Source organism: Shewanella sp. ECSMB14102 (assembly GCF_000813075.1).
GTDB classification, from domain to species: domain Bacteria; phylum Pseudomonadota; class Gammaproteobacteria; order Enterobacterales; family Shewanellaceae; genus Shewanella; species Shewanella indica.
This window is the reverse complement of the sequence record NZ_JWGX01000013.1, coordinates 123,539-135,587: the sequence shown is the minus strand read 5'-3', so window position 1 is coordinate 135,587 and position 12,049 is coordinate 123,539. Positions and strand designations below refer to the sequence as shown.

Here is a 12,049-nt window from a genome sequence, read left to right as displayed (position 1 = left end):
CTCACTGTTTAGACTCTGTGATAAGAGTGCAGGTTTTACTAAACGCTGCAAAATGTGGCATCCCCTAAGGGATTCGAACCACGGTTACCGCCGACTCTCTACCCAGAGAAAGTGGGCGCTGTCCTAGGCCTCTTGGCTAAGCCAACCCCGGACTCACTGTTTAGACTCTGTGATAAGAGTGCAGGTTTTACTAAACGCTGCGAAAATGGCATCCCCTAGGGGATTCGAACCCCTGTTACCGCCGTGAAAGGGCGGTGTCCTAGGCCTCTAGACGAAGGGGACCCCGGACTCACGTTTAGACTCTGTGAAAGGAGTACAGGTTTTGCGAAACACTGCAAAATGTGGCATCCCCTAAGGGATTCGAACCACGGTTACCGCCGACTCTCTACCCAGAGAAAGTGGGCGCTGTCCTAGGCCTCTAGGCTAAGCCAACCCCGGACTCACTGTTTAGACTCTGTGATAAGAGTGCAGGTTTTACTAAACGCTGCGAAAATGGCATCCCCTAGGGGATTCGAACCCCTGTTACCGCCGTGAAAGGGCGGTGTCCTAGGCCTCTAGACGAAGGGGACCCCGGACTCACGCTTTAGACTCTGTGATAAGAGTACAGGTTTTACTAAACACTGCAAAAATGGCATCCCCTAGGGGATTCGAACCCCTGTTACCGCCGTGAAAGGGCGGTGTCCTAGGCCTCTAGACGAAGGGGACCCCGGACTCACGCTTTAGACTCTGTGATAAGAGTACAGGTTTTACTAAACACTGCAAAATTGGCATCCCCTAGGGGATTCGAACCCCTGTTACCGCCGTGAAAGGGCGGTGTCCTAGGCCTCTAGACGAAGGGGACCCCGGACTCACGCTTTAGACTCTGTGATAAGAGTACAGGTTTTACTAAACACTGCAAAATTGGCATCCCCTAGGGGATTCGAACCCCTGTTACCGCCGTGAAAGGGCGGTGTCCTAGGCCTCTAGACGAAGGGGACCCCGGACTTAAGCATTTAAACTCTGCTTAAAAAGAGCTGATTGAGAGTAGTTGGTGGAGCTAGACGGGATCGAACCGTCGACCTCTTGCATGCCATGCAAGCGCTCTCCCAGCTGAGCTATAGCCCCAAGCTATCTCTCATTACATTTGAGTGTACTGCCAGCAACTTGCTGCCCTGTGTCTCAACTGCGAGGCGCATTCTATGCAGCACACCCAAATGTGTCAACGCCTTTTTTAGGAATTTATTCTGGCTGCTACAAATTCAACCGCTTTGGAGATTCTTTGCTCGCAACGAGCTTTCCCAATGAGAAATAAGGTTAAATCCACAGCAGGAGATTGGCCCGCACCAGTTACGGCAACCCGTAAAGGCATACCGACTTTACCCATTCCCACCTCAAGCTCGGCCGCTGTTGACTCAATGGCATTGTGAATCGCTTCCACGGTCCACTCAGGCAAAGCCGCCAACTTCTGCTGCACCCGTTGCAAGGGCTCCAATGCGACCCCGCGCAAGTGCTTCTTGGCCTGCGCTTCATCAAACGCCTCGAAGTCTTCATAGAAGTAGCGGCTGGAAGCAGCCATCTCTTTAAGTGTCTTGCTGCGCTCTGCCAATGCAGTAACGATTTCAGCCAGGGCCGGGCCATTACTGGTATCTATCTGCTGATCACGCATATGCCATTCAAGGAAACCGGCCACATATTCTGGATCCAGCGACTTCATATAGTGCTGGTTCAACCAAATCAGCTTCTCGGTATTGAATGCCGAAGCCGCCTTATTGATATCGTCCAATTTGAAGAACTGCTTCATCTCCTCCAGTGAGAAGATCTCCTGATCGCCATGGGACCAGCCCAAACGCACCAGATAGTTCAGCAATGCTTCCGGCAAATAACCGTCATCACGATACTGCATTACGCTCACGGCGCCGTGACGCTTGGAAAGCTTGGCACCATCGTCACCCAGGATCATGGATACGTGGGCATACTCAGGAACAGGTGCACCCAGGGCCTTAAGAATGTTGATCTGTCTTGGAGTGTTGTTGATATGGTCTTCACCGCGAACCACGCAAGTGATACCCATATCCCAGTCATCAACCACCACACAGAAGTTATAGGTAGGTGTACCGTCGCTGCGGGCAATGATCAGATCATCCAGTTCTTCGTTGGCAATTTCAATCCGGCCACGAACATGATCATCAAAAACCACGCTGCCTTCCTGGGGATTTTTGAAACGTACTACATATGGTTCATCTGTATCACGGGGAGCGGCATCACGGCAGCAACCATCATACTTCTGACGTTCACCCTTGGAGGCCTGCTCTTCACGCAGAGCTTCAATGCGCTCACGAGAGCAATAACACTTGTAAGCCGTGCCCTCTTTCAGCATCTGAGCAATGATCTCGTTGTAACGATCGAAGCGTTTGGTCTGATAATAAGGACCTTCGTCCCAATTCAGGCCCAACCATTCCATCCCTTCCAGAATGGCATCAACCGCCTCCTGAGTAGAACGCTCAAGATCCGTATCTTCGATACGCAGCACAAACTCGCCATTATTGGCACGGGCGTGCAACCAGGAGTATAGAGCCGTACGGGCACCGCCCACATGAAGAAAGCCGGTAGGGCTGGGAGCAAAACGCGTCTTGGTGGTCATAATTGAACACTAACCTTAAGAATAAACGCCTGCCAGGCAGGCAAATGAAAAGTGCGCATATTCTAGCAGCCTAACCCTACAGGGGAAAAGGGCTCTGGCCGACAGTCACAAGATAGATATTGCGGTCCTGACTTGCTCAGCTATGACATGACATGCACAAGGCAGGCTCAGATCATCACCCTAGGCTGTAATACCATTGCTTCTTTCACACTGACTAAATTTTCAACTACGCTTCAGGGAAGCATCTTTTTTGTGGAGCAGAGGCTATGACAGGAATCAGTCAATCGGCTTCCCTCGCCAGCATTGCGGCCTATTTGAAGCACACCAACGACTATGACGAACAAACCGCACAAAAAGAAGCCAGAGAAGTGATGCATAACCTGGTGACCATGCGTCAGAAAGGCTTTATTACCGGCTGGTACTTTGACGAACAGGGTCACCTGGAACTGCTGCCCAGTGACGCCGTCCTCAAGCGCATAGATCCCCCCAAGTAAATCAAAATCACAATAGGCGGTTTTCCACCCACAACCGACGACAGAGTGAGCAAGATCTCACTCAAACAGCAAAAAGACGTGATAAACATCAAATAAACTACACTTTAGCAACCAATGAGTTACAAAAAAGTGATCAAATTGGCGCGCTACTTGCCTTACCCAATACAGACCTTAGGGAAAATCGGCTGTATTCCCGCTGGAAATACGCACTTTGGGGTACGTATTTTTCAATAACTCAAGAGCATATAAAAAGGACACATCATGAGTGCATTCAATCCATCCAAACTCTTTACCCGGCCGCTGAGAACCCTTGCCAAAGTGACGGCTTTAGCCGGCGCCTTGGCGAGCTTCTCGGTTCTGGCAGAACCGGTAGAGATAAAGTTTTCCCACGTTGTGGCAGAAAACACCCCCAAGGGCCAGATGGCACTGAAATTCAAGGCCTTGGTCGAAGAACGCCTGCCAGGTGAATATCAGGTCAGTGTGTTCCCCAACTCACAACTCTTCGGAGACAACAATGAACTGGCCGCGCTGCTGCTCAACGATGTGCAGTTGGTTGCGCCATCACTTTCCAAGTTCGAGCGTTACACCAAAAAACTGCAGCTGTTCGATCTGCCGTTTCTGTTCAAAGACATGGCCGCTGTCGACAAGTTCCAACAGAGTGAAGCCGGGCAAAAGCTGCTGAACTCCATGAAGCGAAAAGGCGTTGTTGGTCTCGGTTATCTGCACAATGGTATGAAGCAGTTCTCTGCCAATGAGCCGTTGCTGTTGCCAAAAGACGCCAGCGGCAAAAAATTCCGGGTTATGGCCTCTGACGTACTGGCAGCCCAGTTTGCCGCCGTCGATGCAACTGCAGTGAAAAAGCCCTTCTCCGAGGTGTTCACCTTGCTGCAAACCCGCGCTATAGATGGTCAGGAAAACACCTGGTCCAATATCTACTCCAAAAAATTCTTCGAGGTGCAGAGCCATATCACCGAAAGTAACCATGGTGTGCTCGACTACATGGTGGTGACCTCCAACACCTTCTGGAAGAGCTTGCCCGGCGATAAGCGGAAAATCATCAAAGAAGCGCTCGATGAAGCCATTGCCTATGGCAACAAAATTGCCGGTGACAAGAATGACCAGGACCGCCAGTTGATCATCGACTCAAAACGTTCTTTGGTAGTTGAGCTCACCCCTGAGCAACGCCAGGCCTGGGTTGATGCAATGAAACCGGTATGGGCCAAATTTGAAGACCAAATCGGCAAAGACGTGATAGATGCCGCCGTGGCCGCCAACCAGTAAGTCAGTATGGGGGCTCCGGCCCCCGCAATTTCTGCGGAGAGCAATATGATTTCACGCGCCTTGGGCTACTTTGAGGAAGGCTTTCTCAACTTATTGATCACCCTGATGACGGTACTTGTCTTTGTCGAAGTCGTTGCCCGCTTCTTTTTCAATACAGGATTTCTCTGGATGCAGGAGCTGACATTGACCCTCTGTGGTTGGTTTGTCCTCTTTGGCATGTCATACGGCGTTAAAGTCGGTGCCCATATAGGTGTCGATGCCTTCGTCAAAAAGCTCCCCAGGACAGGCCGCAAATACGCCGCCATGCTGGCTGCGGTCATCTGTTTGATCTATTGCGGCCTGTTCCTTAAAGGCAGTTGGGATTATCTCAGCCAGATGTATCAGATTGGAATACCCATGGAAGATATCGACTTCCCCCATGCCCTGGTTGCCAAACTGGACCCCGATTTTGCCTGGGAAACCCTGCGCATAGATGTTGAAGATCCTGCTGTGCCGCTGTGGATCTCCCAAAGCATTCTGATAATCGGTTTTGCCATGTTGACCTGGCGTTTCATTGAACTGTTTTTTGCCATTCTGACCAACCGCTCACAAGGATTCAGCTTCCACGATGAAGCCAAGGAAAGCATGCACCTGGCAGATGAAAACGAAGCCGGCGAAGACAAAAACAACTCCAAGCATGAGTAGGTAACGCCATGACAATAGCTACCCTCTTTATCGTCTTATTTGTTTGTATGCTGCTCGGCATGCCCATTGCCATTGCACTGGGTTTCTCCAGCATGCTGACTATTTTACTGTTTTCCAACGATTCGCTGGCCTCTGTGGCCCTGAAACTCTATGAGTCCACTTCAGAGCACTACACTTTGCTGGCGATCCCTTTCTTTATTCTGTCCTCGGCCTTTCTCTCCACCGGCGGCGTCGCCAGACGGATCATCGACTTCGCCATGGACAGTGTCGGCCATATCCGCGGCGGTTTAGCCATGGCCTCGGTCATGGCCTGTATGTTGTTTGCCGCCGTCTCCGGCTCTTCTCCGGCCACAGTGGCAGCTATCGGCTCGATAGTTATCGTCGGCATGATCCGCGCCGGATATCCACAAAAATTTGCCGCCGGGGTTATTACCACCTCAGGTACCCTGGGAATACTGATCCCACCATCGATTGTGATGCTGGTGTATTCGGCAGCCACTGAAGTGTCCGCAGCGCGGATGTTTATGGCCGGACTGATCCCTGGGTTACTGGCGGGGATGCTGATCATGCTGGCCATCTATATAGTGGCCCGAATCAAGGGATTACCTTCCCTGCCCTTCCCCGGCATTCGCAAGCTCTCTATCTCAACGGCCAAGGCCATGGGTGGCCTGATGCTGATTGTCATAGTGCTGGGTTCCATTTACGGCGGGGTCGCCAGCCCCACAGAAGCCTCGGCGGTCGCTTGCGTCTATGCCTATTTCATTGCCGTCTTCGGCTATCGAGATATCGGGCCACTGAAAAATGTCGCCTGGCGCAATCCTGGTGAGCCGGTAATCAAAGCCATAGGTCGCAATCTGGGGTACAGCCTGCTGGGATTACTCAAAACACCGGCCGACAAAGAGATACGCGCCGTCGTCAGGGATGGCGCCAAAGTCAGTATCATGCTGCTGTTTATCATAGGCAACGCCATGCTGTTCGCCCATGTGTTGACCACAGAGCGGATCCCTCACATGATTGCCGAAAACATAGTCGGCATGGGCCTGCCGGCCTGGGGCTTTCTCATCATAGTCAACCTGTTGTTGCTGGCCGCAGGTAACTTTATGGAGCCATCAGCCATTTTGCTTATCATGGCGCCCATCCTCTTCCCCATCGCCACCCAGTTGGGGATCGACCCCATTCACCTTGGGATCATCATGGTAGTCAATATGGAGATAGGAATGCTGACGCCGCCGGTGGGGCTTAATCTGTTTGTGACCTCGGGGATCACAGGCAAGAGCATAGGTTGGGTAATCCACGCTTGCCTGCCTTGGCTGCTGCTGTTACTGGGGTTCCTTATTCTGATCACCTATGTTCCTCAAGTATCTCTGTTCCTGCCTGAGTATCTGGATTCACTGCGGGGCTTTTAATCCTTGAAATCAACAGGGCTATCGGCGAGTCTAAGACTCGCCGATTTCTTACGCCGGAATTACACCGCAATAACGCCGGGACAATAAGATGCCGCTCAACAACAAGACCCGAAAGCGCCTGCTTATCACCACCATGCTGGTGACGGGTCTGTTTATTACCCTCAAACTGACCTACTGGTACCATCTGGATAAGGGATTCACCCAATACCAATCCCTGGCAGACAAACAGCTCAGCGAAGTCATAGGCTTTATAGAAGGCGCACTCATTCGCTATGAGAGTATTCCCCATGTGCTGTCCACCAACCCCATGCTGGCCCGGGTAATCAAGAGTAGCGCAGACAAGCGCGAAATCAGCAAAATCAACAAGTACTTTGAAGAGATACAGCATGTCACCGAAGCCTCTGATATCTATCTGCTCAACAGCCAAGGGGATGCCATTGCCGCCAGTAACTGGCAACAAGCCTATTCGTTTATCGGTCAGAATTATGCCTTTCGCCCCTACTACACAGAAGCCATCGCCGGCAGACTGGGCAGCTATTACGCCGTCGGTACCTCGTCCAACACCAGAGGGTTTTATTTCTCTTACCCGATTTACGATCAGGGTAAGGTGCTCGGTGTCATAGTGGTCAAGGTCGATATTGCCGATATTGAAGAGCAGATGACGGGGCTGGCCAAGGCGGGCCAGTATGAACTGGCCATCAGCGGTGAGGATGAAATCATCTTTCTCGCCAGTATTGCCAATTGGCGCCTGAGGTCACTGCAACCCCTGGCTGCGGAAAGGTTACAGCAGATAACCCTTAGCCGCCGTTATGCCAACCGTAAGCTGCAGGAACTCAGGATAGATCCGCCCTACCGGCAGGAAACTCTCCCCCACAGGGCACTGTATCGGATAGAAAACGATCAGGGCCGGGCCCAATATCTGGATACCCGCAATGAAATGATCAAGGTAGGCTGGTATGTGCATGTGCTGACACCTGTTGCCCCTTTGTATCGTTCACTGCCCCCTGTGATGCTGCTGTCCGCCAGTATCTTTCTGTTGCTGGCATTGGGTCTGCTGTTCAGTCTCGAGCGGCGCCGTAACCTAAGACGCATGCGCCAAGCCCAGAGCCAGCTGGAACATAGGGTCAAAGAACGTACCCGGGAGCTGGAAGATGCCAACACCCAACTGAAACAAACCCAGGATGAACTGATCCAGGCCGCCAAGCTGACTGTCATCGGCAGTCTGTCTGCCAGCATCAACCATGAAATCAATCAACCATTGGCGGCGCTGCGCAGTTATGCCCAAAACACTCAAACCTTTCTTGGTCGGGGCATGCATGACAAGGCGCAGGAAAACCTGGTCACCATCATCAGCCTGACCGACCGCTTGGCGGAAATAGTTGCCCAGTTCAAGAGCTTCACCCGTAAGAGCCAGGGCCAGGACAAGCCCACCAGTATCAATGAAACCGTGCAGGAGGCGCTGACCATAGTGCATCCGGAAATCGACAAACAGGGGATCCGGCTCGAACTGCAGCTCCCGGGTAAGCCCTGGTGTTTCTACGGCGATAAAATACGCCTGCAACAGGTACTGGTGAACCTTATCAGCAATGCCATAGTCGCCATGCAACGAGTCGATGAGCGTTTGTTGATCATCAGCATCAGCGTAGAAGATATGCTGTGTATCCGAATTCAAGATTCCGGCCCCGGCGTCAACGAAAGCCAGATGGAGAAAATTTTCGAACCCTATTTTACCACCAGCCAACGACAGGGATTGGGTCTGGGACTCTCCATCTCCCGCCGAATTGTCGAGTCCATGCAGGGCTCCATCAGCGTCGCCAACGCCGCAGAAGGCGGCGCTGTATTTCAGATCCTGTTGCCTCTGTACCACGGCGAGGAAACCCAATGAGCGAACAAGAATACACTGTCCTGATCCTGGACGACGAACCCCATATAGGCACAGTGCTGAGCCAGTTATTTGAACTCGAAGGCATCAGTGCCAAAGCATCGACCCAACCGAAAGAGATCTTGCGCCACCTCAGCCGTGACTGGATGGGAGTAGTCATTACCGATGTCAATATGCCCGGCATGGATGGCATCAGTGTTATGCAGCAAATCAAACAGCTGGATGCCGATCTGCCGGTAATACTGATCACCGGCTTTGGCGATATCGCCATGGCGGTCAGCGCCGTTAAACAGGGCGCCTACGACTTTCTGGAAAAACCCTTCAACAATGAACATATATTGGACGTCGTCAAGCGGGCACTGGACAAGCGCAGCCTGACGCTGGAGAACCGCAAGCTCAAGCAGGAGCTGGAATCCCAGAGCCTGCCAGGCCCCAGGATCCTCGGCAACAGTCCGGGGATCCGTCAGATGCGCCATCTCATCCACCAGGTGCTGGATACTCCGGCCGATATCCTGATCGAGGGTGAAACCGGCACTGGCAAAGAGTTGGTTGCCCGTTACCTGCACGATCACAGCCCCAGGCACGGCGCCAACTTTGTCGCCATCAACTGTGGCGCTATCCCGGAAAACATCATAGAGAGTGAGCTGTTTGGTGCAGAAGCAGGAGCCTTTACCGGCGCCGACAAGACCCGGATAGGCAAATTTGAGTACGCCAACGGCGGCACCCTGTTCCTCGATGAAATTGAGAGCACACCTATGGCATTGCAGGTCAAGTTGCTGCGTGTACTGGAAGACAGGAGAGTCGAGCGTCTGGGCTCCAATAAATCCATAGCGCTGGATATCAGGGTGATTGCCGCAACCAAGGTCGACCTCAAAGAACTGTGCCGCCAGGGCAGCTTTCGCGAAGATCTCTTCTATCGTCTCAATCTGGTGACTGTAGCCATTCCGCCGCTGAGGGAGCGACGGGAAGATATTCCCTTGCTGTTTCTGCACTTTGCCCGTATAGCTTCAGCCCGCTACCACAAGGCGCTGATTGCCCTTAGCGGTGAGCAGCAGGCCCGTATCAGTACCCATGAATGGCCCGGCAATGTGCGCGAATTGAGAAATCTGGCGGAACGTTATGTTCTGCTTGGTGCCGAGGCTGCCTTTGCCGGCGCCATAGGCAGCAGTGACAGCCTGCAAAGCGGCATGTCACTGACTCAAAGGGTGGAGTTTTTCGAAAGACTGCTGATTGAAGAAGCCCTGGCGCACAACAAGGGCTCCATCAAGCTGACCATGGAACAGTTGGAGCTACCGCGCAAGACCCTCTACGACAAGATGCGCAAATATGCTCTTGAGCGTAAAGACTACCTCAACGATGCCCCCTGAGGCGTATCCATCTCCTGGCTGAGCGGCTGTTTTTGCCGCCAGCCAAGGCGCCAGACCGCCAGCGAAGTCAAAAACAGCAAAACCATGGATCCCATCACCACACCCTGCCACTCTCCCCGCTGCCAGAACAGCATCAAAAAAGGGCCTCCCATTGCGGCGCCAAGGTAATAGCAGCACAGATACAATGAAGTGGCCTTGGCCCTGTGGCTGCTGGCGCGCATGGCCACAAAGGAGTTACAGCAACTGTGGGTAATAAAGAAACCGCAGGAGGTGAGCAAAAAGCCCACGCAGATCCACACCTGGGTATCCAACACAGTCAGCAGGCTGCCGCACAACATCAGCAGCAAGGAAATTCTGAACAGAGGCAACTGCCCATGGCGGGTAATCCACCTGGCGGTGTAATACGATGCCAGTGTGCCGCTCGAATAGCAGAGGAAGATCAGTGTCGCCTCAAACCGGCTCCAATCATAAGGCGGTGCCATCAAGTGCAACTGAATAAAGCTGTACTGGTTGACCATCATCATAAATGCCAGCCCACCAATAAGGTAAGCCAGTCGCATTTGACTATCCTTGAGGTGATGTACAAAGCCCCGTAAGTCTTCACTGCCACCGCGCCAGAAACGCCACTGTTTCGGCAACCGTTCTCGCTTGGCAGCGCTGACGGCATTGGGCAGCAAATAACTGACCAATGCCACCCCAAACAGACTCACCGCCAGCAGCAGCCACATGGCATCCTGCCACAATAGATGTTGCGACATCAGCCCGCCAAACAGCCGACCGATAATGCCACCGAAACTGTTGGCGGTAATGTAAACCGCTGCGGCTTTGAGCATGGTCTCAGGTCTGAGTTGCTCCTTGAAATAAGCCATGGCGATAGCCGGCACAGCCGCCAGCAATATCCCCTGAAGCAACCTAACCGCCACCAGCGCATTGAATTCTTTAACAAATACCAACAAGATATTGGACAGCGCCAAAGCCCAAAGGCTGATAATAATCGGCTTGTGACGGCCAATCCTGTCCGAGACTATGGCATAGCCAAGCAAGGAAAATGCCAGCGTAAAGCTGGTGACAGACAGCACCAGAGTCGACTTGGCCGCCGTTACCTGAAAATGCTCGGCAATCAAGGGCAGCATCCCTTGCATCAAATACAGATTGATATAAACCACCACTGATGCCACGCACAGTGCCCAAATCAAACGGGTATCACGCGCATGCCGGCCAACGGCTTTGACCTTAGTCACTCCGACCTCTTAAATTAGCAAAGGATTCACCAAACAAGATTAGCACCGGGCGGCGCATAACAATAATAGATAAATAATATCGATTTTATCAATTTTTGTTATGATTAATAACTTCCTCAGGATTATCGCAAGAATAAGGCGTGACGTGGACATCAGACAACTAAAACACCTGGATCACCTGGTTAAGTACGGCAGTTTTACCCGGGCGGCAGAGAAGCTGAATTTGGCCCAACCCGCCCTCAGTCAAAGTATCAAGCGGCTGGAGCAATCGCTCGGCGTCACTCTGGTCAATCGCAGCGGCAGTCGCCAGGAAAGCGGCATTCGCCTCACTGCCGAAGGGCTGGCGCTGCATCAACACGCGGTATTGATCCTCAAGCAACTGAATCAGGCAGAAGCCCATATCCGAGCCATGGCCGAGCTGGCAAAGGGCGAAGTGCGAATTGCCGTGCCCGGTATGTTGGGCTCATTCTACCTGCCGTCACGGGTGATGGCCTTTCGCCATCAGTATCCGGATTTGAAACTGTCGCTGTTTGAGGGAGGCACCCGCGATGCCCTGAGGATGCTGGAACAGGAAGAGGTGGATATAGCGATTATCACGGCCCAGGACCTCAAGCCCGAGTTCGAGTCCTGTTTGTTAATTAGAGAACAGATGGTGGTAGCGTCGAGCCCTGAACACCCCTTGGCCACAAACGAGGCCGTAACGCTGGAGCAGTTTTTCGCCCATGAGTTGGTGATGTTCAAACCCGGTTATTTTCATCGTGAATGGATGCTGAGCCGAGCCAGAGAGCTGCAACTCGAACCTAAGATCGCCTTTGAAACCAATCTGATAAACCTAATAAAACAGATTGTAAGTCAAGGATTTGCCGTCACCAGCGTGTTGGAAATGGTGGTCAATGAAAGAGATGACATCATCGCCCTGCCCTTCGCACCGCCAGTGTATCTCGACTTGCATATTGCCTGGAAGAAACAGCGCCCGGTAAGCCAGGCCGACCGGGCCTTTGTGGAGTTTTTGCTGGCCAATAAGTAACAGGCCCGGTGAGCCCCGGGCCTGTTTGTGTTTTAGTGGATCATCTC

General features: G+C 52.5%; 9 protein-coding genes and 6 tRNA genes. 7 read left to right on the top strand and 8 right to left on the bottom strand.

Going from position 1 to position 12,049, the window contains the following annotated elements:
* Positions 1-206 precede the first annotated feature (206 nt).
* From RC73_RS06040 to gltX, 7 genes are all read right to left on the bottom strand, one after another.
* A tRNA-Glu gene (locus RC73_RS06040) sits at positions 207-282 on the bottom strand.
* Between the two features lie 211 nt (positions 283-493).
* A tRNA-Glu gene (locus RC73_RS06035) sits at positions 494-569 on the bottom strand.
* A gap of 60 nt (positions 570-629) precedes the next feature.
* Positions 630-705: transfer RNA gene (locus tag RC73_RS06030), tRNA-Glu, on the bottom strand.
* A 60-nt stretch (positions 706-765) separates the two neighbouring features.
* Positions 766-841, bottom strand: a tRNA-Glu gene (locus RC73_RS06025).
* Positions 842-901: 60 nt separating this feature from the next.
* Positions 902-977, bottom strand: a tRNA-Glu gene (locus RC73_RS06020).
* A 51-nt stretch (positions 978-1,028) separates the two neighbouring features.
* Positions 1,029-1,104, bottom strand: a tRNA-Ala gene (locus RC73_RS06015).
* A gap of 106 nt (positions 1,105-1,210) precedes the next feature.
* Positions 1,211-2,620 (bottom strand): glutamate--tRNA ligase, encoded by a 1,410-nt coding sequence (gene gltX, locus RC73_RS06010; RefSeq protein ID WP_039033793.1) that lies wholly within the window; start codon positions 2,618-2,620, stop codon positions 1,211-1,213.
* Between the two features lie 266 nt (positions 2,621-2,886).
* On the opposite strand from gltX, the gene RC73_RS06005 reads away from it, so the two are divergent.
* The 6 genes from RC73_RS06005 to RC73_RS05980 all read left to right on the top strand — a co-directional run bounded on the left by RC73_RS06005 (position 2,887) and on the right by RC73_RS05980 (position 9,734).
* Positions 2,887-3,114: a hypothetical protein gene (locus tag RC73_RS06005; RefSeq protein ID WP_025890110.1), complete on the top strand. Its 228-nt coding sequence runs from the start codon at positions 2,887-2,889 to the stop codon at positions 3,112-3,114.
* 261 nt (positions 3,115-3,375) lie between these two features.
* Positions 3,376-4,395 carry a TRAP transporter substrate-binding protein gene (locus RC73_RS06000; protein ID WP_039033792.1) on the top strand — a complete coding sequence of 340 codons (1,020 nt, stop codon included), beginning with the start codon at positions 3,376-3,378 and terminating at the stop codon, positions 4,393-4,395.
* Positions 4,396-4,440: 45 nt separating this feature from the next.
* Positions 4,441-5,079 carry a TRAP transporter small permease gene (locus tag RC73_RS05995; RefSeq protein WP_025012078.1) on the top strand — a complete coding sequence of 213 codons (639 nt, stop codon included), beginning with the start codon at positions 4,441-4,443 and terminating at the stop codon, positions 5,077-5,079.
* An 8-nt stretch (positions 5,080-5,087) separates the two neighbouring features.
* Positions 5,088-6,485 (top strand): TRAP transporter large permease, encoded by a 1,398-nt coding sequence (locus RC73_RS05990; RefSeq protein ID WP_039033791.1) that lies wholly within the window; start codon positions 5,088-5,090, stop codon positions 6,483-6,485.
* Between the two features lie 88 nt (positions 6,486-6,573).
* A complete protein-coding gene (locus tag RC73_RS05985) occupies positions 6,574-8,370 on the top strand; it encodes a sensor histidine kinase (protein ID WP_039033790.1) in 1,797 nt (598 codons plus the stop codon).
* Positions 8,367-9,734 carry a sigma-54-dependent transcriptional regulator gene (locus tag RC73_RS05980; protein WP_039033789.1) on the top strand — a complete coding sequence of 456 codons (1,368 nt, stop codon included), beginning with the start codon at positions 8,367-8,369 and terminating at the stop codon, positions 9,732-9,734. The genes RC73_RS05985 and RC73_RS05980 overlap by 4 nt, the downstream gene beginning before the upstream one ends.
* Here RC73_RS05980 and RC73_RS05975 read toward each other — a convergent pair.
* On the bottom strand, positions 9,713-10,975 hold the full coding sequence (locus RC73_RS05975) for an MFS transporter (RefSeq protein ID WP_039033788.1): 1,263 nt from the start codon (positions 10,973-10,975) through the stop codon (positions 9,713-9,715). The genes RC73_RS05980 and RC73_RS05975 overlap by 22 nt on opposite strands.
* Positions 10,976-11,120: 145 nt before the next feature.
* Here RC73_RS05975 and RC73_RS05970 point away from each other — a divergent pair, with 145 nt between their 5' ends.
* Positions 11,121-12,002, top strand: coding sequence for a LysR family transcriptional regulator (locus tag RC73_RS05970; protein ID WP_039033787.1), 882 nt, complete (start codon positions 11,121-11,123; stop codon positions 12,000-12,002).
* Positions 12,003-12,049 lie beyond the last annotated feature (47 nt).